The organism is Aurantimonas sp. DM33-3 (genome assembly GCF_014334315.1).
Taxonomy (GTDB): domain Bacteria; phylum Pseudomonadota; class Alphaproteobacteria; order Rhizobiales; family Rhizobiaceae; genus Aurantimonas; species Aurantimonas coralicida.
Genome location: NZ_JACSGS010000009.1, coordinates 107,012 through 129,663, shown reverse-complemented (window position 1 = coordinate 129,663; position 22,652 = coordinate 107,012). Strand labels below are relative to the sequence as shown.

At 67.9% G+C, this 22,652-nt stretch carries 23 protein-coding genes; 10 read left to right on the top strand and 13 right to left on the bottom strand.

Features of this window, described 5'->3' with window-relative positions:
* Nucleotides 1–2 precede the first annotated feature (2 nt).
* On the bottom strand, nucleotides 3–917 hold the full coding sequence (locus H9Q09_RS13845) for a pseudouridine-5'-phosphate glycosidase (RefSeq protein ID WP_187391518.1): 915 nt from the start codon (nucleotides 915–917) through the stop codon (nucleotides 3–5).
* Nucleotides 914–1,861 carry a PfkB family carbohydrate kinase gene (locus H9Q09_RS13840; RefSeq protein ID WP_187391517.1) on the bottom strand — a complete coding sequence of 316 codons (948 nt, stop codon included), beginning with the start codon at nucleotides 1,859–1,861 and terminating at the stop codon, nucleotides 914–916. The genes H9Q09_RS13845 and H9Q09_RS13840 overlap by 4 nt, the downstream gene beginning before the upstream one ends.
* Nucleotides 1,862–2,040: 179 nt before the next feature.
* Between H9Q09_RS13840 and recA the strand changes: the two genes are divergently transcribed.
* Both recA and alaS read left to right on the top strand, forming a co-directional pair.
* Nucleotides 2,041–3,114, top strand: coding sequence for a recombinase RecA (gene recA / locus H9Q09_RS13835; RefSeq protein WP_009209020.1), 1,074 nt, complete (start codon nucleotides 2,041–2,043; stop codon nucleotides 3,112–3,114).
* Nucleotides 3,115–3,290: 176 nt separating this feature from the next.
* Nucleotides 3,291–5,963: an alanine--tRNA ligase gene (gene alaS / locus H9Q09_RS13830; protein WP_187391516.1), complete on the top strand. Its 2,673-nt coding sequence runs from the start codon at nucleotides 3,291–3,293 to the stop codon at nucleotides 5,961–5,963.
* A gap of 215 nt (nucleotides 5,964–6,178) precedes the next feature.
* On the opposite strand, the gene H9Q09_RS13825 is transcribed toward alaS, so the two are convergent.
* The gene (locus tag H9Q09_RS13825; RefSeq protein ID WP_024348608.1) at nucleotides 6,179–7,390 is read right to left on the bottom strand and encodes an NADP-dependent isocitrate dehydrogenase; all 1,212 of its coding nucleotides are present in this window, start codon (nucleotides 7,388–7,390) and stop codon (nucleotides 6,179–6,181) included.
* Nucleotides 7,391–7,575: 185 nt separating this feature from the next.
* Between H9Q09_RS13825 and H9Q09_RS13820 the strand changes: the two genes are divergently transcribed.
* From H9Q09_RS13820 to murI, 3 genes are all read left to right on the top strand, one after another.
* Nucleotides 7,576–9,057 carry a carboxylesterase family protein gene (locus H9Q09_RS13820; RefSeq protein WP_246716145.1) on the top strand — a complete coding sequence of 494 codons (1,482 nt, stop codon included), beginning with the start codon at nucleotides 7,576–7,578 and terminating at the stop codon, nucleotides 9,055–9,057.
* A 115-nt stretch (nucleotides 9,058–9,172) separates the two neighbouring features.
* On the top strand, nucleotides 9,173–10,012 hold the full coding sequence (locus tag H9Q09_RS13815; protein WP_246716151.1) for an RNA methyltransferase: 840 nt from the start codon (nucleotides 9,173–9,175) through the stop codon (nucleotides 10,010–10,012).
* Nucleotides 10,009–10,815 carry a glutamate racemase gene (gene murI, locus H9Q09_RS13810; protein WP_187391513.1) on the top strand — a complete coding sequence of 269 codons (807 nt, stop codon included), beginning with the start codon at nucleotides 10,009–10,011 and terminating at the stop codon, nucleotides 10,813–10,815. Before H9Q09_RS13815 ends, murI begins: the two co-directional genes overlap by 4 nt.
* Here murI and H9Q09_RS13805 read toward each other — a convergent pair.
* Entirely contained in the window at nucleotides 10,812–11,366 is a 555-nt protein-coding gene (locus H9Q09_RS13805) for a DUF2799 domain-containing protein (protein WP_187391512.1), read from the bottom strand. The genes murI and H9Q09_RS13805 overlap by 4 nt on opposite strands.
* A gap of 163 nt (nucleotides 11,367–11,529) precedes the next feature.
* Between H9Q09_RS13805 and H9Q09_RS13800 the strand changes: the two genes are divergently transcribed.
* From H9Q09_RS13800 to H9Q09_RS13785, 4 genes are all read left to right on the top strand, one after another.
* A complete protein-coding gene (locus H9Q09_RS13800; RefSeq protein ID WP_035694391.1) occupies nucleotides 11,530–11,688 on the top strand; it encodes a YqaE/Pmp3 family membrane protein in 159 nt (52 codons plus the stop codon).
* 216 nt (nucleotides 11,689–11,904) lie between these two features.
* The gene (rpsD, locus tag H9Q09_RS13795; protein WP_024348603.1) at nucleotides 11,905–12,522 is read left to right on the top strand and encodes a 30S ribosomal protein S4; all 618 of its coding nucleotides are present in this window, start codon (nucleotides 11,905–11,907) and stop codon (nucleotides 12,520–12,522) included.
* 100 nt (nucleotides 12,523–12,622) lie between these two features.
* Nucleotides 12,623–13,522 (top strand): tRNA 2-thiocytidine(32) synthetase TtcA, encoded by a 900-nt coding sequence (gene ttcA / locus H9Q09_RS13790; protein ID WP_187391511.1) that lies wholly within the window; start codon nucleotides 12,623–12,625, stop codon nucleotides 13,520–13,522.
* 23 nt (nucleotides 13,523–13,545) lie between these two features.
* A complete protein-coding gene (locus H9Q09_RS13785) occupies nucleotides 13,546–14,370 on the top strand; it encodes an inositol monophosphatase family protein (RefSeq protein ID WP_187391510.1) in 825 nt (274 codons plus the stop codon).
* Nucleotides 14,371–14,420: 50 nt separating this feature from the next.
* On the opposite strand, the gene H9Q09_RS13780 is transcribed toward H9Q09_RS13785, so the two are convergent.
* The 4 genes from H9Q09_RS13780 to purL form a co-directional block, all read right to left on the bottom strand.
* Nucleotides 14,421–15,695 (bottom strand): multidrug effflux MFS transporter, encoded by a 1,275-nt coding sequence (locus H9Q09_RS13780; protein WP_246716144.1) that lies wholly within the window; start codon nucleotides 15,693–15,695, stop codon nucleotides 14,421–14,423.
* 194 nt (nucleotides 15,696–15,889) lie between these two features.
* On the bottom strand, nucleotides 15,890–16,237 hold the full coding sequence (gene grxD / locus H9Q09_RS13775; protein WP_024348599.1) for a Grx4 family monothiol glutaredoxin: 348 nt from the start codon (nucleotides 16,235–16,237) through the stop codon (nucleotides 15,890–15,892).
* A gap of 261 nt (nucleotides 16,238–16,498) precedes the next feature.
* Nucleotides 16,499–16,732 carry a BolA family transcriptional regulator gene (locus H9Q09_RS13770; protein ID WP_024348598.1) on the bottom strand — a complete coding sequence of 78 codons (234 nt, stop codon included), beginning with the start codon at nucleotides 16,730–16,732 and terminating at the stop codon, nucleotides 16,499–16,501.
* A 101-nt stretch (nucleotides 16,733–16,833) separates the two neighbouring features.
* Nucleotides 16,834–19,059, bottom strand: coding sequence for a phosphoribosylformylglycinamidine synthase subunit PurL (gene purL, locus H9Q09_RS13765; RefSeq protein WP_187391508.1), 2,226 nt, complete (start codon nucleotides 19,057–19,059; stop codon nucleotides 16,834–16,836).
* Between the two features lie 222 nt (nucleotides 19,060–19,281).
* Between purL and H9Q09_RS13760 the strand changes: the two genes are divergently transcribed.
* A complete protein-coding gene (locus H9Q09_RS13760; protein ID WP_187391507.1) occupies nucleotides 19,282–19,845 on the top strand; it encodes a tetratricopeptide repeat protein in 564 nt (187 codons plus the stop codon).
* Nucleotides 19,846–19,887: 42 nt separating this feature from the next.
* Here H9Q09_RS13760 and H9Q09_RS13755 read toward each other — a convergent pair whose 3' ends face one another.
* From H9Q09_RS13755 to purC, 5 genes are all read right to left on the bottom strand, one after another.
* Complete coding sequence (locus H9Q09_RS13755) at nucleotides 19,888–20,307, bottom strand: hypothetical protein (protein ID WP_187391506.1); 420 nt, start codon at nucleotides 20,305–20,307, stop codon at nucleotides 19,888–19,890.
* A gap of 10 nt (nucleotides 20,308–20,317) precedes the next feature.
* The gene (locus H9Q09_RS13750; RefSeq protein ID WP_187391505.1) at nucleotides 20,318–20,737 is read right to left on the bottom strand and encodes a hypothetical protein; all 420 of its coding nucleotides are present in this window, start codon (nucleotides 20,735–20,737) and stop codon (nucleotides 20,318–20,320) included.
* Complete coding sequence (gene purQ, locus H9Q09_RS13745) at nucleotides 20,734–21,414, bottom strand: phosphoribosylformylglycinamidine synthase subunit PurQ (RefSeq protein ID WP_187391504.1); 681 nt, start codon at nucleotides 21,412–21,414, stop codon at nucleotides 20,734–20,736. Before purQ ends, H9Q09_RS13750 begins: the two co-directional genes overlap by 4 nt.
* A gap of 88 nt (nucleotides 21,415–21,502) precedes the next feature.
* Nucleotides 21,503–21,745 (bottom strand): phosphoribosylformylglycinamidine synthase subunit PurS, encoded by a 243-nt coding sequence (gene purS, locus H9Q09_RS13740; protein ID WP_024348592.1) that lies wholly within the window; start codon nucleotides 21,743–21,745, stop codon nucleotides 21,503–21,505.
* A 70-nt stretch (nucleotides 21,746–21,815) separates the two neighbouring features.
* On the bottom strand, nucleotides 21,816–22,580 hold the full coding sequence (purC, locus tag H9Q09_RS13735; RefSeq protein WP_009209036.1) for a phosphoribosylaminoimidazolesuccinocarboxamide synthase: 765 nt from the start codon (nucleotides 22,578–22,580) through the stop codon (nucleotides 21,816–21,818).
* Nucleotides 22,581–22,652: the final 72 nt, after the last annotated feature.

Sequence of the window (22,652 nt, the reverse complement as noted above, 5' to 3'; positions counted from 1 at the left end):
GCTCAGCCCTGCCGGGCGACCGCAATCCTGGCCGCAAGCCGGGCATTCGCCTCGACCAGCGCGATATTGGCCTCCAGCGAGCGACCGCCGCTGAGGGTGAAGATGCGGGCGAGGAGGAAGGGCGTCACGGCCTTGCCGGTGATCCCCTCCGCCTCGGCATCGACAAGCGCCTGGGCGATCCAGCCGTCGACCTCGCCGCGATCGATCGCCAAGGCTGCGTCGAGCGGGTTGGTCACCAGCATGCCGCCATCGATGCCGAGACTGTCGCGGGCAGCCTGGAAGCCGGCGATTTCGGCGGCACTGTCGAGGCGCAGCGGGACCGGCAGGCCCGAGCTGCGCGACCAGAAGGCCGGCAGATCGTCGGTGCCGTAGCCGACCACCGGAACGCCTTTGGTTTCCAGCACTTCCAGCGTCTTCTGCAGATCGAGAATCGCCTTGGCGCCGGCGCAGACGACGATGACCGGCGTGCGCGCCAGCTCTTCGAGATCGGCGGAGATGTCGAAGCTGGTCTCAGCGCCGCGATGGACGCCGCCGATTCCGCCCGTGGCGAAGACGCCGATGCCGGCGAGCGCACTGGCGATCATCGTGGCGGCGACCGTGGTCGCGCCGGTGCGGCCGGTGGCCAGGGCATAGGCGAGGTCGGCGCGCGACACCTTCAGAACGTCTTTCGCGGTGGCAAGGGCCGTGAGCTCGGCGGGCTCGAGCCCGATCCGCAGCCGGCCGTCGAGGACGGCGATGGTCGCCGGCACAGCCCCTTCCTCGCGGACGATCGCCTCGACCCGCTCGGCCATGGCGAGATTGCGCGGATAGGGCATGCCATGGGTGATAATGGTCGATTCCAGCGCGACGATCGGCGCCTTCGAAGCAAGCGCGTCGGCGATTTCGGCGGAGGCCGTATAGGGCAGGGCAGAGGTCAAGACGCAGGCTCCGGTGCGCGGGGATCATGCAGCGCGGCGACGCCCTCGGCGATCCTCCGCGACAATGCGTCCGGGGATAACGGATCGGACGAAATCCGCAACGAGGCGGCGACGATGCCGGCGCGCACGGCGTCGAGCCAGGGCGTGCCGGCGCACAAAGCCGCAAAGGCGGTGCCGGCCAGATTGTCGCCGGCGCCGGTGATGTCCTTCGGAACGACGGTGGGCGGCTGCTGCAGGAGGACGGTCTCGCCGTCGATGATCATCACCTCGCGCGGACCATCGGTCACCACGGCGCGATGGACGCCGAGCTCGCCCAGCAGTTCGGCGATGAGCTGCGGGCTGGTGCCCGTCGTCGCCTCGACGAGGCTGGCGGCCTCGGCATAGGAGAGGAACAGCGCCGAGATGTTGGCGAGCGATTCCTGCAGGCGGCCGATCTTGGCCGGCGAGACGCCGATCGCGCCGACCGGCTTGCCCGCCGCCTCCCGGGTGATCGTCGCGATCGCGTCGGACGGCAGGTTGGCATCGACGAGGACGCCGTCGGCCTTGCCGATCGCGGCGCGCACGGCGCTCTTGGTGAACAGCCGCGGCACCAGGAGGTCGTAGAGCGCCATGTCGGCGATGCCGGCGACGAGTTCGCCCTTGTCGTCGAGAACGGCGGTGTAGGTGGGCGTCATGCGGTCGAGCCAGGTGACCGACAGGTCGGTGACGCCGAGGGCGCGGATCGCGTCGGTGACGCGGCGCCCGTCCGGATCGCCGCCGCGGGCGCTGTGCAGGCTGATCGTCGCTCCGGCCTGGACCATGGCCTGAACCGCGTTGAAGGCCGCGCCGCCGGGACAATCCACCAGCCGCCCGGGATTGGAGGCATGCGGGATGAAGGGCGCGTCCGAGATCGCGCGCCGGTCGATATGGGCCGCACCGGCGGCATAGATCAGGGGGGCGGTCATGGGCGGGCTCTTCATCAAAACTTCAGAAATCCATCGCCTCGAAGCGATTCGCCGCAGCGCGCGGAAACGGAACAAACCGGGATCGCGGGCTTGCGGAACGGGAACAAAAAGAGTACATGGTGATGGTGCGGCTCGTCATTGCACCCCCGTCCAACGCGTGGAATAAGGTCTCGTCTCTCATGGCACAGAATTCACTCAGGCTTGTCGAGGATAATTCGTTGGACAAGAACAAGGCGCTCGACGCCGCGCTGTCGCAGATCGAGAGAGCCTTCGGCAAGGGCTCTATCATGCGGCTCGGCGAGAACGAAAAGATCGTCGAGATCGAGACCGTTTCCACCGGCTCGCTGGGCCTCGACATCGCGCTCGGCATTGGCGGCCTGCCGAAGGGCCGCGTCGTCGAGGTCTATGGTCCGGAAAGCTCGGGCAAGACGACGCTGGCACTGCACACCATTGCCGAAGCCCAGAAGAAGGGCGGCGTCTGCGCCTTCGTGGATGCCGAGCACGCGCTCGACCCGGTCTATGCCCGCAAGCTGGGCGTCGATCTGGAGAACCTCCTGATCTCGCAGCCGGACACCGGCGAGCAGGCGCTGGAGATCACCGACACGCTGGTGCGCTCGGGCGCGATCGACGTGCTGGTGGTCGATTCGGTCGCCGCGCTGACGCCGCGCGCCGAGATCGAGGGCGAGATGGGCGATTCGCTGCCCGGCATGCAGGCCCGGCTGATGAGCCAGGCGCTGCGCAAGCTCACCGGTTCGATCTCGCGCTCCAAGTGCATGGTCATCTTCATCAACCAGATCCGCATGAAGATCGGCGTCATGTTCGGCTCGCCCGAGACGACGACGGGCGGCAACGCGCTGAAGTTCTACGCCTCGGTCCGTCTCGACATCCGCCGCATCGGCGCGATCAAGGACCGCGACGAGGTCACCGGCAACCAGACCAAGGTCAAGGTGGTCAAGAACAAGCTGGCGCCGCCGTTCAAGCAGGTCGAGTTCGACATCATGTATGGCGAGGGCGTCTCCAAGACCGGCGAGCTGGTCGATCTGGGCGTGAAGTCCGGCATCGTCGAGAAGTCGGGCGCGTGGTTCTCCTACAACAGCCAGCGGCTGGGGCAGGGACGCGAGAACGCCAAGTCGTTCCTGCGCGACAATCCGGCCGTCGCCGACGAGATCGAGACGCTGATCCGCCAGAATGCCGGTCTTCTCGCCGAGCAGCTTCTGGACGACACCGGCCCGGGCGACGATTCCGACGCCTGATCGGCAACGGCAGCACGACATGCGCGACGGCCTGCCCTTCCGGGTGGGCCGTTTCGCGTTGGGGGGTCTGATGGACAGGCGGAGCGGGCCTCTGTACAACGCGCCTTTGCCCGAGGCTGACGGCGTGCGCGCCGCGGCGACGGGCTCTTCCCGCAGGTATTCCGAAGGTCGCATTCATGAGTGGCGTCAACGAAATCCGGTCCGCGTTCCTCGACTATTTCGCGAAGAACGATCACGAGCGGGTGGCCTCGTCGCCGCTCGTGCCGCGCAACGACCCGACATTGATGTTCACCAATGCGGGCATGGTGCAGTTCAAGAACGTCTTCACCGGCGTCGAGACGCGGCCCTACCAGCGCGCTGCGACCTCGCAGAAATGCGTGCGCGCCGGCGGCAAGCACAACGATCTCGACAATGTCGGCTACACCGCGCGGCACCACACCTTCTTCGAGATGCTGGGGAATTTCTCCTTCGGCGACTACTTCAAGGACCGGGCGATCGAACTCGCCTGGAACCTGATCACCAAGGAATTCGCGCTGCCGGCCGACCGGCTCCTGGTCACCGTCTATTCCGAGGACGAGGAAGCGGCGGCGTTGTGGCGCAAGATCGCCGGCCTGTCCGACGACCGCATCATCCGCATCTCGACCTCCGACAATTTCTGGGCGATGGGCGAGACCGGCCCGTGCGGCCCGTGCTCGGAAATCTTCTTCGACCATGGCGAGGGCATCCCCGGTGGCCCTCCGGGCAGCCCGGACGAGGATGGTGACCGCTTCATCGAGATCTGGAATCTCGTCTTCATGCAGTTCGAGCAGCTCAGCGCCGACAATCGCGTCGAGCTGCCGCGCCCGTCGATCGACACCGGCATGGGGCTGGAGCGCTTCGCGGCGATCCTGCAGGGCGTCCACGACAATTACGACATCGACCTGTTCAAGGCGCTGATCGCCAGCGTCGAGGCGACCATCGGCTCGCGCGCCGAGGGTGACAGCGTCGCCAGCCACCGTGTCATCGCAGACCACCTGCGTTCGACCGCCTTCCTGATCGCCGACGGCGTGCTGCCGTCGAACGAGGGCCGCGGCTATGTCCTGCGCCGCATCATGCGGCGGGCCATGCGCCACGCCAAGATGCTCGGGGCGCGCGAGCCGGTGCTCTACAAGATGCTGCCGACGCTGGTCGCCGAGATGGGCCGCGCCTATCCCGAACTGGTGCGCGCCGAAGCGCTGATCTCCGAGACGCTGAAGCTGGAGGAGCGGCGCTTCCTGCAGACGCTCGACCGCGGCCTGTCGCTGCTCACCGACGCGACAGAGGGCATGGATGCCGGCGCCAAGCTGTCCGGCGAGACCGCCTTCAAGCTCTACGACACCTACGGCTTTCCGCTGGATCTGACCCAGGACGCGCTGCGCCAGCGCGGCATCGAGGTCGATCTCGACGCCTTCAACACCGCCATGGAGCGGCAGAAGGCCGAGGCGCGCAAGAGCTGGACAGGTTCCGGTGAAGCCGCGTCCGAGACGATCTGGTTCCCGATCCGCGAGCGCGTCGGCGCGACGGAGTTCCTCGGCTACGACACCGAGCGGGCCGAGGGCTCTGTCATGGCGGTGGTGCGCAACGGCGCCGAGGTCCCCGCAGCGGGTGCCGGCGACGAGGTGGCCATCGTCCTCAACCAGACGCCCTTCTACGGCGAATCGGGCGGCCAGCTTGGCGACACCGGCATCATGCGCGGCGACGGCGTCGAGATCGTCATCGCCGACACGCAGAAATTCGCCGAGGGGCTGTTCGTCCATCGCGGCAAGGTGAAGTCGGGCACGGTGAAGCCGGGCATGCCGCTGGACCTGATCGTCGATCATGGCCGGCGCACCAAGATCCGCGCCAACCATTCGGCGACGCATCTCCTGCATGAGGGCCTGCGCGAGATCCTTGGCAGCCATGTCGCGCAGAAGGGCTCGATGGTCGCGCCGGAACGGCTGCGCTTCGACTTTTCCCATCCCAAGCCCATCGATGCCGCCGAACTCGCCGAGGTCGAGCGGCTGGCCAACGGCATCGTCCTGCAGAACGCCCCGGTCGAGACGCGGCTGATGGCGGTGGACGACGCGATCGCATCGGGCGCCATGGCGCTGTTCGGCGAGAAATACGGCGACGAGGTCCGGGTCGTGTCCATGGGCACGGGCGAGGAAGGCGAGAAGGCCGGCAAGACCTTCTCCATCGAACTGTGCGGCGGCACCCATGTGAACGCCACCGGCGACATCGGCCTCGTCCATATCCTGGGCGAGAGCGCGGTCGGGGCCGGCGTGCGCCGCGTCGAGGCGCTGACCGGCCAGGCGGCGCGGGATCATCTCCTCGCGCAGGATGCCCGCGTCCGGCAGATGGCGTCGATCCTCAAGGTCTCGCCGGCCGATGCGCCGGCGCGCCTGGAAGCGGTTGTCGAAGAGCGCCGCCGGCTCGAGCGCGAACTGGCGGAAGCCCGCAAGCGGCTGGCGCTGGCCGGCGATGGCGCGAGCGGCGAGGGCGGTTCGGCATCGAAGGTCGTGGCCGGGGTCGGCTTCCTGGGCCGTGTGCTCAACGGCGTTGCCGGCAAGGATCTGAAGGGCCTGGTGGACGAGGCCAAGACCCAGCTGGGCTCGGGCGTCGTCGCCTTTGTCAGCGTCGATGCCGGCAAGGCCAGCGTCGTCGTCGGCGTCACGGCGGACCTGACCGACCGTTTCGATGCGGTGGCGCTGGTGCGTGAGGCGAGCGTCGCGATCGGCGGCAAGGGCGGCGGTGGCCGGCCCGACATGGCGCAGGCCGGCGGTCCCGACGCGGACAAGGCCGATGCGGCCGTCGCCGCGGTCGAAGCGGCGATCGAGGCCGCGGGGGGCTGAGGCCGACCGCACACGCTTATCGAGGATCAAGGGGCGCCGCGGGCGCCCCTTTTACGTTTGTGCCACTCGGCCCGCGCCGGTCCGCAGTGCCGCAATCGTGCAGGCGCGCCCGACTGACACTGCGCCCTGCCAGAGACGCCGCCGTCTCGTCTCCACATACGAAAACGCCCGGCGGTGAGGCCGGGCGTTTCGTCATTCAGCTGTCGGGCTGGCGATCAGGCCATGGCCTTCTGCAGGTTCTCGTCGACCTTGTCGAGGAAGCCGGTGGTCGACAGCCACGGCTGGTCCGGGCCGATCAGCAGCGCCAGGTCCTTGGTCATGTGGCCGCTCTCCACGGTCGACACGCAGACCTTCTCCAGCGTCGAGGCGAACTCGGCAAGGGCTGCGTTGTCGTCGAGCTTGGCGCGGTGGGCGAGGCCACGGGTCCAGGCGAAGATCGAGGCGATCGAGTTGGTCGAGGTCTGCTCGCCGCGCTCATGCTGGCGGTAGTGGCGGGTGACGGTGCCGTGGGCGGCTTCCGCTTCCACGGTCTTGCCGTCCGGCGTCATCAGCACCGAGGTCATCAGGCCGAGCGAGCCGAAGCCCTGGGCCACGGTGTCGGACTGCACGTCGCCGTCGTAGTTCTTGCAGGCCCAGACATAGCCGCCCGACCATTTCAGGTTGGAGGCCACCATGTCGTCGATCAGGCGGTGCTCGTAGGTGATCTTGGCGGCCTTGAACTTGTCCTCGAACTCGGCCTCGTACACCTCCTGGAAGATGTCCTTGAAGCGGCCGTCATAGACCTTGAGGATGGTGTTCTTGGTCGACAGATAGACCGGGTAGCCGCGCTGCAGGCCGTAGTTCAGCGAGGCGCGGGCGAAGTCGCGGATCGACTCGTCGAGATTGTACATGGCCATGGCGATGCCGGCGGCCGGGGCGTCGAACACCTCGTGCTCGATGGTCTCGCCGTCTTCGCCGACGAACTTGATCGACAGCTTGCCCTTGCCGGGGAACTTGAAGTCGGTGGCGCGGTACTGGTCGCCATAGGCATGGCGGCCGACGATCACCGGCTGGGTCCAGCCGGGCACCAGGCGCGGCACGTTCTTGGCGATGATCGGCTCGCGGAAGATGACGCCGCCGAGGATGTTGCGGATCGTGCCGTTGGGCGAACGCCACATCTTCTTCAGGCCGAATTCGGCGACGCGGTCCTCGTCCGGGGTGATCGTCGCACATTTGACGCCGACGCCGTGCTTCTTGATGGCGTTGGCCGCATCCACCGTCACCTGGTCGTCGGTGGCGTCGCGGTTCTCCATGCCGAGGTCGTAATATTCAAGGTCGATGTCGAGATAGGGATGGATCAGCTTGTCCTTGATGAACTGCCAGATGATCCGGGTCATCTCGTCGCCATCGAGTTCCACGACCGGATTGTCGACCTTGATCTTCGCCATCTCTGTCTTCCCCCTGAAGCAATGAAAACGCGGCCCTGAGCGGCCGCATGAATGCAGGACGCGGTGCCACGCCCGAAACTCACGGCGCCCTATAACACCCGTATCGGTGGACGCAAAGCATGGGCGGCGCCGCTCGCCGCCGGTGGGCCGGTGCGACTCGCCACCAACCGCACAGGAGTTCGCGCATGACAGCATCGGTGGTGGCGGAGGCGCCCTGCGGCCGGGTTCGGGGCAACCGCATCGGCGGCATCGCTTGCTTTCTCGGCATTCCCTATGCCGTGCCGCCGGTCGGACGCCTGCGCTTTGCCGCGCCGAGGCCCGCCGCGCCGTTTCGGGGGACCTTCGACGCCGATGCCTACGGGCCGGCAGCGCCCCAGCGCCGCGCTCTGGCCGAACCCTTCGCCACCTTTGCCGGGCTGAAGCGGACCTTCAGCGAGGACTGCCTGAACCTGCATGTCTGGACGCCGGACACGCGCGGGTCGCGGCCGGTCCTCGTCTTCATCCATGGCGGCGGCTTCATCATCGGCTCGGGATCGCAATATCCCGGCGCCGATCTCGCCCGCCGCGGCGATGCCGTGGTGGTGACGCTGAACTACCGGCTCGGCGTCTTCGGCTTCAACGGCTTTGCCGAACTGTTTCCCGGCGACGCGCGCTTTGCCGCCAATGCCGGGCTGCTCGACCAGCGGCTGGCGCTCGCCTGGGTGCGCGACAACATCGCGGCCTTCGGCGGCGATCCGGAACGGGTGACGATCGCCGGCGAATCCGCCGGGGCGGCCTCCGTCGCCTTTCACATGGCAGCGCCGGGATCGCATGGGCTGTTCTCGCGGGCGATCATGCAGTCGGGCGGGCTCAATCTGTTCTATCCGCGCCAGCAGGCGATGGAGATCGGCGAGCGCACGCTGGCAGTCCTCGGCGCAGAGGCCGATCGCGAGCGTCTGTTCCGGCTGGCGCCCCGGGCCTTCGGTCTCGCGGCCCGCAAGGTCACGGCGGAATTTCCCGGCATCCCCTCGCGGCCGCATTTCGATTGCGGCGAACTGCCGGACGGCCCGCTGCCCGCGCTCTACCGCGCCATGAAGCCGGTGCCGCTCCTGATCGGCACCAATCGCGACGAGTTCTCCTTCTTCAGCGAGTTGCCGATCTTCAAGATCGACAGCGACAAGCCGTCCCTGGCCCGGTGGGTGGCCGAGACCGCGGGGGAGGCGGCGGCCGAGAGGATCGCCGCGCTCTATCCCGCGGGCCGGGCCGGGCGCATCGCCTTCGGCACGGATCTCCTCTTCCGCATGGCGGCGATCCACATAGCCGACAGCCAGTCGCAGCGCGCGCCCACCTACATGTACCGGCTGGACTGGGAGGCGAAGGGGCTCCTGTCGCGGCTCGGAGCGACCCATTCGGTCGACCTGCCGCTGCTGTTCGAGGATTTCCTGAAGCCGTTCCGCAGCGTCTATCTCGGCGTCCTGCCGGATCCCGCGCGCCAGCAACTGGCGGGACGGATGCGCGATCGCTGGATGGCCTTCGTCAATGGCGGCCCGCCCGGCGACGACTGGCCGACCTACCGGACCGAGACCCGCGAGACGCTGGTCCTGTCGGCCCGCCGCGACCGGGTCGAGGCCGATCCCGATCCGCTGCGCCGCATCGCCTGGGAAGGGGTAGACGGCGCGACGCCTTGAACCAGCGCGGCTGGGGATGCTCTTGCGCCCCGCTTGGCGTGGCGGGCGTGGCGCGGTATCAGCGAGCCGAACAGAGGATGTCGCCAGCGTGCCCGAGAACCAGTCGCCCAACAAGATGCCCGAGGCCGGGCCTGCCATCGTGCTCGTGGAGCCCCAGCTCGGTGAGAATATCGGCATGGTGGCGCGGGCGATGGCCAATTTCGGCCTGTCCGACCTGCGCCTCGTCAGCCCGCGCGACGGCTGGCCGAACGAGCGGGCGGTGGCCGCGGCGTCGCGCGCCGACCACGTGATCGAGGCCGCCCGGCTCTATGACAGCGTCGAGGCGGCGGTGGCCGATCTGACTTTCGTCTATGCGACGACGGCGCGGGCCCGCGACAGCTTCAAGCCGGTGCGCGAGCCGGAGACGGCCGCCGCCAATCTGCGGGCGCGGATCGGCGCCGGCCAGTCGGCGGGCATCCTGTTCGGCCGCGAGCGCTTCGGCCTGTCCAACGAGGAAGTGGGCCTTGCCGACGAGATCGTGACGTTCCCGGTCGATCCGGATTTCGCCTCGCTGAACATCGCCCAGGCCGTGCTTCTGATGAGCTATGCCTGGCGCATGGCCGGCTCGGCGGATGTCACCAAGCCGCGATTCTCGGCGCCCGAAGTGCCGCCGGCGCGCAAGGAGGACCTGCACCGGCTGCTGGAGCATCTGGAGACCTCGCTCGACCGCAACGGCTATTTCTATCCCGAGCACAAGCGCGAGGCGCTGGCCCAGAAGCTGCGCACCATGCTGACCAAGGCCGGCTTCTCCGAGCCGGAAGTGCGGACCATGCGCGGCGTCATCCGCTCCTTCGACTACGTCATTGCCAAGGGCGGCCTCGCGCCGGTGGACAAGGCCGAGCGTGGGCACGCCGGGGACGACGCGCCGGCTGACGCCGATCCGGCGCCGGACGGGACCGGAAAGCCGGCCCTGTGAACGCGCCGATCCTCGTCTTCGATTCGGGCATTGGCGGACTGACCGTGCTGCGCGAATTGCGGACGGCGATGCCCGACCGGCGCTTCATCTATGTAGCCGACGATGCGGGCTTTCCCTATGGCGACTGGGAGGAGGAGCCGCTGGTGGCGCGCATTCTCGACCTCTTCGCCGAGCTCATCGACACCTACGAACCCAGCCTTGCGGTCATCGCCTGCAACACCGCCTCGACGCTGGTGCTGCCGCAATTGCGCGCCCGCTTCGCCATTCCCTTCGTCGGCACGGTGCCGGCCATCAAGCCGGCCACCGAGCGCACCCGGTCGGGCCTCGTCAGTGTGCTGGCGACGCCCGGCACGGTGCGCCGCGTCTATACGCGCGATCTCGTGGAGGCCTTTGCCACCCATTGCGAGGTGCGGCTGGTGGGATCGCCGGAACTGGCCCGGCTGGCCGAACGCTCGCTCCTCGACAGCGAGGCGAGCGGCGGCCAGGAACTCGACGACGCGATGGCGGCGGAGATCGCCCCGTGCTTCGTCGAGGCCGGCGGCCAGCGGACCGACATCGTCGTTCTCGCCTGCACCCATTATCCGCTGATCGCCAACCATTTCCGCCGGCTGGCGCCATGGCCGGTGGACTGGCTCGACCCGGCCGAGGCGATCGCCCGGCGGGCGCGCTCGCTGTGCAAGCCGGGCTCGGGCGAACTGCCCGAAGGCTTCGACCGCGCCCATTTCACCGGCGGCGCACCCGGCTACCAGATGCGCCGGCTGGTGCGTGGCTTCGGCCTCGAAGTGGCCGACGGCGCCAGCTAGCCGGCCGCCCGCTCGGCGAAGCGTGCCAGCAGCAGATCCTCTTCGGCCCGGCGCAGATCGTCCTCGGCGTCCCAAAGATCGTCGCGCAGCCGCCGCAGATCGCGCCGCTTGCCGCGCTCCGCCTTCTCGTCGTCCAGCGTGTCGATCTCGTCGCGCAGCCGGTCGATGCGCCCTTGCAGGTCGTCGACCCTCCGGTCGGCATCATAGACGCGCTTGTGGGCGCGGTAGGGTTCCTCGAAGCCGGCCTTGAGGTCGAGCGGGCAGGAATTCTGGTAGCTGCCGCCCCGCGCGCCGATCCGGGCGCCGTTCTCCGGCGTACAGAAACTGGCGATGCCGGCGTCCCAGCCGCTGCGCCAGGCGGACAGGTCGGGTTCGATGCCGTGCTTGCTGCAGGCGGCCTGGTGCTGCGCAACGAAATTGACCGGCCAGCCATTGGCGCCGTCCGATTCGCCGAGGGTGCGCCAGTCGCTGGTCACGCACTCCTCTTCCGACAATGTGGCGCAGGCGCTCAGCAGAACCCCTGCGCCCAGCACCAGCGGCAAGACCCTCATCCGTCGACCCATCCCGTCGCCCTTCCGTATCGGCAGGTTGCAACGGGTGGCATCGCCGGGCGCAAAGATCAAGCTGCGCTATCCCTTCAAAACGGCCTGAGGGGAACGAGGCGGGACAAGCGGTGTTGCAGTGACCGACACCCGTACAAGAGGATCAGACCCCATGGACATCATCCGCATCATTCTCGCGATCATCCTGCCGCCGGTCGGCGTGTTCATGCAGGTCGGCTTCGGCAAGCACTTCTGGATCAACATCATCCTGACGCTGTTCGGCTACATCCCGGGCATCATCCATGCGATCTGGGTGATCGCCAAATACTGATCCGGCGGGCGGCCCGGTTGACAGTTTCCGGCCGCCCCCGTATGGAACAGCCCAGCCGGTTGGACCCGTTCCAGCCGGTTTTTGACGTGTCCCGTGGACGGCATCGCCTCGTGCCAATGTCGTCCTGTCAGTCCGCAACAGCGGGCAGAGGAGGGCGCGTTTCCTCAGAAGGCCCTCGGATTGTCCGCGGGGCCTCGTTTTGTTGAAGGAAATGCGATGAGCAAGCGCGCATCAGCGAAGTACAAAATCGATCGCCGCATGGGCGAGAACATCTGGGGTCGTCCCAAGTCCCCGGTCAACCGGCGCCAGTACGGCCCGGGCCAGCATGGCCAGCGCCGCAAGGGCAAGGTTTCCGACTTCGGCGTGCAGCTGCGCGCCAAGCAGAAGCTCAAGGGCTATTACGGCGACGTCTCCGAGAAGCAGTTCCGCAAGATCTACGAAGAGGCCGCGCGCCGTAAGGGCGACACCTCGGAGAACCTGATCGGTCTGCTCGAGAGCCGTCTCGACGCCGTCGTGTATCGTGCGAAATTCGTGCCGACGATCTTCGCGGCCCGTCAGTTCGTCAATCACGGCCATGTCAACGTCAACGGCGTGCGCACGAACATCCAGTCCTACGTCTGCAAGCCGGGCGATGTGATCGAGGTTCGTCAGAAGTCCAAGCAGCTGACGATCATCCTCGAGGCCGTGCAGCTCGCCGAGCGCGACGTGCCGGAATACATCGAGGTCGATCACCAGAAGATGGTCGCGACCTACCAGCGCGTTCCGGGCCTGCACGACGTGCCGTACCCGGTGCAGATGGAACCGAACCTCGTGGTCGAGTTCTATTCGCGCTGATTTCTTGGTGCATGCGATTTCTGCGAAAGGCCGTCCTCTGGGCGGCCTTTTGTTTTGGGCGGTCTGCAGCTAGACGAAGCCCGTGACGACGGAGGCGGGGATGCTCGATCTGGAGACCGCGCGCGCAGCGGGCGCGCAGGACGACGACGCGGCGGCGCAGGCTGCCGAGGATGGCGCCGGCTCGGCGCATCCGCTGTTTCGCGACTGCCCGTCGTCGGTGACCTTCAAGAAGCTGCGCAAGCGGCTTTTGCGCGAGATGCGCGAGACCATCGAAGCGCATGCCATGGCCCGGCCGGGCGCGCGCTGGCTGGTCGGCCTGTCCGGCGGCAAGGATTCCTACGCGCTGCTGGCGCTCCTGTCGGACCTGAAATATCGCGGCCTGCTGCCGGTCGATCTCCTCGCCTGCAATCTCGACCAGGGGCAGCCGAACTTCCCCAAGCATGTGCTGCCGGATTTCCTGACCCGCTACGACATTCCGCACCGGATCGAATATCGCGACACCTATTCCGTCGTCACCGAGAAGGTGCCGTCGAACGCCACCTATTGCGCGCTGTGCTCGCGCCTGCGGCGGGGCAATCTCTACCGCATCGCCCGCGAGGAGGGCTGCGAGGCGCTGGTGCTCGGCCACCATGCCGACGACTGCCTCGAGACCTTCTTCATGAACCTCTTCCATGGCGGTCGGCTGTCGGCGATGCCGGCCAAGCTCATCAACGACGAGGGCGACCTGATGGTGCTGCGGCCGCTGATCCGGTCGGTGGAGGAGGATATCGCCAGGTTCTCGGCGGCCATGGATTTCCCGATCATCCCCTGCGATCTCTGCGGCAGCCAGGACGGGCTGCAGCGCAACGTGACCAAGCAGATGATCGCCGATCTCGAGCGCCGCTTTCCGGGCCGCAAGCAGGTCATGCTGCGGGCCCTGGCCAATGTGCGGCCCGGCCATCTCCTCGATCCGTCGCTGTTCGACTTCGCCGGACTGGCGCCCGCTTCCCCCACGACCTGACCCTCAGCCGAAGGCCTTCCGTCATGACCGCACCCATCGATATCGACCGCCTGGCCCATATCCTGCGGGAGGCGGCGATCGCGGATATCATGCCGCGCTTCCGCAATCTGTCGGAGGCCGACATCCGGCAGAAGACTTCGGCGACGGATCTCGTTACCGAGGCCGACGAGGCGGCGGAGCGCTGGATCGCCCGCGAATGCCGGTCGCTGGCGCCCGACGCCCTGTTCCTCGGCGAGGAATCGGTGGCCGCCGACCCGGCGCTGCTGGATCGCCTCGACGACGCGGAACTAGCGATCGTGGTGGACCCGGTCGACGGCACGGCGAATTTCGCCGCCGGCCTGCCGCTGTTCGCGGTGATGGCGGCGGTGGTGCTGCGCGGCGAGACCGTCGGCGGCATCATCTACGATCCGGTGGGCGACGACGTCATGATCGCCGAGAAGGGCGCCGGTGCATTCCAGCGCACGCGTTCGGGCGAGACACGGCGGCTGACGACCGCGGCCGCCCTGCCGCTGGCCGAGACCATCGGCTGCATCAGCACCAGCTATTTTCCGCCCGACGACAAGGCGGCGCTGCTGCCGCGCCTGGCGGGGGTGAAGATCACCGGCAATTATCGCTGCGCCGGCCACGAGTACCGGCTGCTGGCCTCCGGCGGCTCGCATTTCAGCGTCTATTCCAAGCTGATGCCCTGGGACCATCTGGCCGGCTGCCTGCTGGTCGCGGAGGCCGGCGGCCATGTCGGCAAGCCCGACGGCTCGCCCTACACGCCGCGCGACAAGGAGGGCGTCGTCATCGCAGCCTGCGACGCCAGCGTCTGGACCGCCGCACGGGACGGCCTGCTGCCGCGATAGGCGGCAGCGCCTATAGACAATGAGATCTCCCTGCCGCTTGCGCAGGGCAGCTATTCGGCGCCGGTGCTCGTCGGCGCGGCGCCGGTGGCCGGCGTGTCGTATTTGGCGTCGAACAGCCGCCCCTCGGCCAGCACCACGCAGATCAGCGACGAGACCGACAGGATGATGAAGCCGACCAGCATCGGCAGCACCGTGCCGTCGTAGAAATAGCCGATCGCCGCGCCGAACAGGCCGCCGCCGAAGGTCTGCATGAAGCCCAGCACCGAGGAGGCGGTGCCGGCGACATGGCCGAGCGGGTCCATGGCCAGCGCGTTGAAGTTCGTGCCGATGAAGCCGAACAGGCAGAAATTCAGCGTCATGATGGGCACGAAGAACCACAGCGGTGCCGCACCGCCCATGGCGTAGGCGACGACGAGGTGCAGCGCGGCCAGCGACAGGAAGCCGATCAGCGCGCCGTGCGACAGGCGCCGCATGCCAAGCTTCTCGACCAGCTTCGAGTTGAGGAACGAGGCGGCCGACATGAAGACCGCGGTCGCCGAGAAGACGACGGTGAAGATCGGGCCGAGGCCGTAAAGGCCGGTATAGATCTGCTCGGCCTGGTTGATGAAGCCGAACAGGACGCCGAAGATCAGGGCCGTGGAGACCGTGTAGCCGAAGGCGACCCGGTTGGTCAGGACCATGCGGAACGCCTCGACGATGCGCTTGCCGGTGAGCTCGCGCCGGTCGTCGGGGCTCAGGGTCTCCGGCAGGCGCAGGGCGGCCCAGACCGTGACGAAGGCGCCGAAGATGGCGATCGCCACGAAGATCTCGCGCCACGACCCGAACAGCATGATCGCCTGGCCGATATTCGGTGCGATCACCGGGATCGCCATGAACACCATCATCACCAGCGACATCACGCTGGCCATGCGGCGGCCGCCGAAGCAGTCGCGCACCACCGAGATGGCGATGACCCGGGTCGCGGCCGCGCCGATGCCCTGCAGGGCGCGCAGCGCCAGGAGGATGCCGAAGGTGGGCGAGAAGATCGCGGCGATCGAGGCGAGGATGTAGACGGCGAGGCCGAAGAACAGGATCGGCCGGCGGCCGAACCGGTCCGACAGCGTGCCGTAGAGGATCTGCGCGCCGCCGAAGCCGAGAATGTAGGCGGTGATCACGAACTGGCGCTGGTTGGCGTCGTCGACGCCGAGGGCCGCGCCCATTTCCTGTAGTGAGGGAATGAAGATGTCGATCGCCGCCGCATTGAGCGCCATCAGGCAGGCGACCATGGTGACGAGTTCCCAATAGGGAAGCCCGCGCGTTTCGGCGTTGGGGGACGCGTTGGACATCATCAGCCTCGTGGGATCGATCCGCGCAGATGTATTTCGCACTGCACAAAACCGCAAGCATGGCTTAGCAATTCGGCGGCGTGAAGCGGGCGACGCTGTGTCAACCGAAAGCGGCCCGCACGCTCAAGAACGCACGGGCCGCGGATCAGGATATGGGGGCAGGCGCGCGGGATGTCCCGCGGCGCGCCGAAGGGTCAGCCGGCGGCGGGCGCCGGTGCGGTGGTGGCGATGCCCTTGTCGACCAGGAAGGTCTGCAGCTCGCCGGCCTGGAACATCTCGCGGATGATGTCGCAGCCGCCGACGAACTCGCCCTTCACGTAGAGCTGCGGGATCGTCGGCCATTCGCTGTAGGTCTTGATGCCCTGGCGCAGTTCGTCGGTGGAGAGGACGTTCACGCCTTTGTACTCGAGGCCGAGATAGTCGAGGATCTGCACGACCTGGCCGGAAAAGCCGCACTGCGGGAAGGCCGGCGTGCCCTTCATGAAGACCACGACGTCGTTGGTCTTCACTTCGTTGTCGATCCATTCGTTGATGGCGGTCATGGATGCGGTCCTTTGCTCAGGGTTCGCGGACACTGGTGCAGCGGCCTTCAGCGCTTCTGCCGTGCGTCCATTTCAATCGCCTCGCTCGTCGAAAGCAAGGTGTCGGTCAGGCGGCCGGTCGGACCGGCACGCAAGCGCGCGGGCGATCCGCGCGGGGTTTGTCCTGCATCGCGCGGCCATGTCGTCCGTCGTTCGGACGGCCAGCGCGGCGCGATGCGAAATCGTCGGTGGCGGGAACCTCGTCCTCGTCACCCCGACATATTACTTCGGCGCGCTGGTTTGTAGGGCCAGGGCGTGCAGTTCGCCGCCCATGTTGCCCCTCAGCGCCTGGTAGACCATCTGATGCTGCTGGACGCGCGACTTGCCGCGAAAGCTCTCCGAGACGATCTCGGCGGCATAATGGTCGCCGTCGCCCGCCAGATCGCGGATCGTCACGTCGGCATCGGGGATGGCGTCCTTGATCATCGTCTCGATGTCGCGGGCGTTCATGGGCATGGGCTGGATCTCCTTCGGCCGGGTCCGGAATCGCGGCCGGGCCTGATGATAGGTATCGCCCGGTCCGCGATCAATCGGGCGGACTGGGGAGGGGCCTTCGCTCAGGCGGCGGCGGCCGGCTCGATGATCTCGCCGGACATGTAGGCCGGGAACCAGGTCTCATGGGCGATCGTCAGCTCTTCCACCGTCACGTCGAGGCGTCCGGCGACGACCAGCCGGTCGCCCTCGACCGTGCCGAGGCGGCGGACCGGAACGCCCGCCGTGGCGGCTTCCGCTTCCACCGCGGCGACGTCCCCGGCCTTCAGCGCGACGACGTAGCGGGCCTGGTCCTCGCCGAACAGGCGGGCATGGTCGGAGCCGTCGCCGGCATCGACGCTGGCGCCGCGACCGGAGGCCATGCACATCTCGGCCAGCGCGATGGCAAGGCCGCCGTCGGAGAGGTCGTGGCAGGCGGCGACCCGGCCGTCGCGGATCAGGCCGCGGACGAAGTCGCCGTGGCGCTTTTCGGCGGCCAGGTCGACCGGCGGCGGGGAGCCGGCCTCGCGGCCGTCGATCTCGCGCAGATAGACCGTGGCGCCCAGATGCGTGCCGTCGGCACCGATCAGCACCAGCGTCTCGCCATCCTGCATGCCGCCGATCGTGGCGGTGCGGCTGCGGTCCTCGATCAGGCCGACGCCGCCGATGGTCGGGGTCGGCAGGATCGCCTGGCCGTGGGTCTCGTTGTAGAGCGAGACATTGCCCGAGACGATCGGGAAGGCGAGGGCCTCGCAGGCCGCGCCGATGCCCTCGACCGCCTTGACGAACTGGCCCATCAGTTCCGGCTTTTCGGGATTGCCGAAGTTCAGATTGTCGGTGGAGGCGAGCGGCTCGGCGCCGACGGCGGTCAGGTTGCGCCAGCATTCGGCGACCGCCTGCATGCCGCCCTGCAGCGGGTCGGCCTCGCAATAGCGCGGCGTGACGTCGGAGGAGAAGGCCAGTGCCTTGGTCGGATGGCCGTCGACGCGCACGACGCCGGCGTCGCCGCCCGGCCGCTGCAGCGAATTGCCCTGGATCAGCGTGTCGTACTGCTCGAACACCCAGCGGCGCGAGCACAAATCCGGCGAGCCGAGCAGCTTGATGAGCGCGGCGCCGTAATCGGCGGGCTCGGCGATGTCGGCGGCGGCGATCGGTGCGGCCGGCACCGGCTCGATCCACGGCCGGTCGTATTCCGGCGCCTCGTCGCCCAGTTCCTTGATCGGCAGATTGCCGACCTCGCGGCTCTCCCACATGATGCGGAAGCGCAGATTGTCGGTGGTGCGGCCGACCACAGCGAAGTCGAGGCCCCATTTGACGAAGATCGCCTCGGCCTCGTCGCGCTTGTCGGGACGCAGCACCATGAGCATGCGCTCCTGGCTCTCCGACAGCATCATCTCGTAGGCGCTCATCTTCGCCTCGCGGACCGGCACCTGGTCGAGGTCCAGCTCGATGCCGAGGTCGCCCTTGGCGCCCATCTCGACGGCCGAGCAGGTCAGGCCCGCCGCGCCCATGTCCTGGATGGCGATGACGGCGCCGGTCTGCATCAGTTCGAGGCAGGCTTCCAGCAGGCACTTCTCGGTGAAGGGGTCGCCGACCTGCACGGTCGGGCGCTTCTCCTCGATGGTGTCGTCGAACTCGGCCGAGGCCATGGTCGCGCCGCCGACACCGTCGCGGCCGGTCTTGGCGCCGAGATAGACGACCGGGAGGCCGACGCCCTCCGCCTTGGAGTAGAAGATCGCGTCGGTCTTCGCGAGGCCCGCGGCGAAGGCGTTGACGAGGCAGTTGCCGTTGTAGCGCGGGTGGAAATTGACCTCGCCGCCAACGGTCGGCACGCCGAAGGAATTGCCGTAGCCGCCGACGCCGGCGACGACACCGGCCACGACGTGGCGGGTGCGCGGATGGTCGGGGGCGCCGAAGCGCAGGGCGTTCATCGCCGCGATCGGCCGGGCGCCCATGGTGAAGACGTCGCGCAGGATGCCGCCGACGCCGGTCGCCGCGCCCTGATAGGGCTCGATATAGGAGGGATGGTTGTGGCTCTCCATCTTGAAGACCACGCAGAGCCCGTCACCGATATCGACGACGCCGGCATTCTCGCCGGGGCCCTGGATGACGCGCTCGCCCTTGGTCGGCAGGGTGCGCAGCCAGCGCTTGGAGGATTTGTACGAGCAATGCTCGTTCCACATGGCCGAGAAGATGCCGAGTTCGGTCAGGGTCGGCTCGCGGCCGATCAGCGCCAGGACGCGATCGTACTCGTCCGGCTTCAGCCCGTGCGCGGCGATCAGTTCCGGGGTGATGGGGGTCTCGGCGTTCATGGCGTGTCCTGGGGCGACGTTCCGGCAAGGTCCTGCGCGCCTGTTACCATCTGGCGCGGCGCACACAAAGGGGCTTGGCCGGTGTTCCCCCGTTGCGCGCGGAGATCCGGCCCGGCGATCGGCTGGACGGCGAGACGCTCTGCCGCACCCGATGCCGGTTTCGCGCCGGTCCGATCGATGGTCTCATCCTGCCCGGGGACCGGCACAGGCAGGGAGAACCCGATGGCGACCATGGCGAGACGAGCGGCTTTGCAGCTTGCCGCATCCCTGTGCCTCGGCCTGATGGTCATGGTCGGCGCATCGCAGGACGCCGGCGCGGTGTTCTCCGGCGAGATGAGCCCGACCGTGCGCTCGGGCGATTCCGATTACGCCGATGGCGTCGAAGCCTTCGACGCTGAGAACTGGCCGGCCGCCATCACCGCCTTCGGCAAGGTCGTGGATAGGCGGCCGCATCACGACAACGCCTGGACGCTGCTCGCCTATGCGCTGCGCAAGTCCGGCAATCACGAGCGCGCCCTCGACGCCTATGGCCGGGCGCTGTCGATCAATCCGCATCACCGGGGCGCCATGGCCTATCTCGGCGAGGCCTATCTGGATCTCGGACGGGTGCGCGACGCGGGCATCCTCTTGATCCGGCTGCGCGGCGAGTGCCGGCGCGTGGCGCTGACCTTTTCCGACGGCGCCTTCGAGAATGGCTGCCGCGAATATACGGCGCTGGAGGCCTCGATCCGGTCCTACAAGGACGATCCCGCGGGGCGGGTCGAGCCGGTCAAGCAGCGCTGGTAGGATCGGTCGGCGGCCGGAGCCGCCACGGCGTGCGCTCGGCGCCTAGCGCTGGCCCGCCGGAACATAGGCGCTGTCGCCGGCCCGGCAGGGCGCCGTATCGGCCGGGCGGCGCAGCACCAGCGTGTCGTCATCCACCTGCGAGATCGCATCGCCGTCGAGGCGGCGGGTGAACAGGATCAGCGCATGGTCCATGCCGCCCTTGGCGGCCGGCGAGCGCAGGCAAAGGCCATAGCCGCCGAGATCGCGGTCGGAGAGGAAGGTCGCGGACCGCTCGGCGCTGCGGCGGCGATAGATGCCGGCAGCGGTGGCGTTCGCATAGTCGATCTCGGCCGGGCCGGGACGCGCGGGGCCGGCAAAGGCCGGCGCCGCGACCGGCGCGGCGAGCTCGGCCAGCGAGGCGGATTCGCCCGACAGGCAGGCGCTGAGGCCGAAGCCCGCCAGCATCGCCGCAAGGGTCCGCATGCGCCGCATGTCAGGCCGAGCAGCCATCCGCGCCGGCACGCCAGCGGGACAGGTCGGCGGAAATGCGGGCCGCGACGGGCTCGCCCATCAGCGGACCGTAGGTGTCGATGGCGGTCGACCCCTTGCGGCCTTCGACGACCAGAAGCGGCTTCGATTCCGGCTTGCCGCGCGGCACCAGCAGGAAGCGCGGCCGGCCCGAGAAGGACGAGAGTTCCGGCGCGAGGCTGTAGGGCGCGAAGGCGGCGTCGCCGGATTTGAACCAGCAGCGATTGGCCGTCAGGGTCAGGCGTTCCATCCGGTCGAGACCGGTGTCGTCGCCCGCGGCGGCATCGCCGGTCGCAGCGCCCGGCTTGGCCGCGCAGGCGCCGAGCAGTGCGGACAGGGCGAGGGCTGCCAGAAGCGCGGCGGGCCGCAGGACGAGCTGGCTCACGCGGCGAGACGCGAGGTGATGCCGAGCGCGCTCTCGAAGATCGCGCGGCCGTCGGTGCCGCCATGCTCGGGTTCGATGAGATTCTCGGGATGCGGCATCATGCCGAGGATGTTGCCATCGGCGTTGACGATGCCGGCGATGTCGCGGATCGCGCCGTTCGGATTGGTGCCCTCGGCGTAGCGGAAGACAACGCGGTTCTCGCCGTCGAGGCGGGCCAGCGTCTCGTCGTCGGCGAAGTAGTTGCCGTCGTGATGGGCGACCGGGCAGCGGATGACCTGGCCGTCGGTGTAGTTGCCGGTGAAGCGGGTGGCGGCGGTCACCACTTCGAGCTTCACGTCGCGGCAGACGAAGCGCAGCGTGTTGTTGCGCATCAGCGCGCCCGGCAGGAGCCCGGCCTCGCACAGGATCTGGAAGCCGTTGCAGACGCCCAGCACCGGCACGCCGCGCGCGGCCGCCTCGGCGACCGCCCGCATCGCCGGCGCGCGTGCCGCGATGGCGCCGCAGCGCAGGTAATCGCCGAAGGAAAAGCCGCCCGGGATGACGATGAGATCGACATCGGGGATCGTCGTCTCCGTCTGCCAGACCGTCTGCGGCGCCCGACCGGTGATGGCGGTCAGGGCGGCGATCATGTCGCGATCGCGATTGAGGCCGGGAAGGAGGACGACGGCTGTTTTCATGGGTGCGGCTCGAAAGGTGAGGACGATCCGGCGGCTGCCTCAGGCGACAGCCACCGCTCTGAACGGTCGAAACGAGGCCGTCGAGCTCTCAGGCGATCTCGACGGTGTAGTTCTCGATCACCGGATTGGCGAGCAGCTTGTCGCACATGGCGTCAAGCTGGGCCTGTGCGGTCTCGCCATCGGTGCCGTGGAGTTCCACGTCGAAGACCTTGCCCTGGCGGACCGATCCGACCCCGTCGAAGCCGAGATGGCCCAACGCGCCCTCGATGGCCTTGCCCTGGGGGTCCAGAACGCCGTTCTTCAGCGTGACGACAATGCGTGCCTTCATCACGATATCCGCCTGTCTCTCGAATAGACCAGTTTCAGCGCCGGTACCGGCTGCTTGACGGCACGGCGCCGCCTCACTTGACCAGTACCGGCCCCGAGGGGCGGGGTGGCTCGTTTTCGTTCATGATGCCGAGACGCCGCGCGACTTCCTGGTAGGCCTCGACGAGGCCGCCCATGTCGCGGCGGAACCGGTCCTTGTCGAGCTTCTCCTGGGTCTGCACGTCCCAGAGGCGGCAGGAATCGGGAGAAATCTCGTCGGCGACGATGATCCGCATCATGTCGCCCTCGAACAGGCGACCCATCTCGATCTTGAAATCGACGAGCTGGATGCCGACGCCGAGGAAGAGACCGGAGAGGAAGTCGTTGACCCTGATGGCCAGCGCCATGATGTCGTCGATCTCCTGCGGGCTCGCCCAGCCGAAGGCCGTGATGTGCTCCTCGGAGACCAGCGGATCGTCGAGCGCGTCGGCCTTGTAGTAGAACTCGATGATCGAGCGCGGCAGCACCGTGCCTTCCTCGATGCCGAGGCGCTTGGCCAGCGAGCCGGCCGCGACGTTGCGCACCACCACTTCCAGCGGGATGATCTCGACTTCCTTGATCAGCTGCTCACGCATGTTGAGCCGCTTAATGAAGTGAGTCGGGATGCCCATCTTGTTCAGGTGGGAGAAAATGTATTCGGAGATGCGGTTGTTGAGGACGCCCTTGCCGTCGACAACCTCGTGCTTCTTCTTGTTGAAGGCGGTGGCATCGTCCTTGAAGAACTGGACCAGGGTGCCGGGTTCGGGGCCCTCGTAGAGGATCTTGCCCTTGCCTTCGTAGATACGGCGGCGACGTGTCATTATGCAGCTCTATCGTGGTGGAGGCGCCGGCCCTGGCCCGGCGCGAAGACGTCTGACGACTATGCCGCTCAT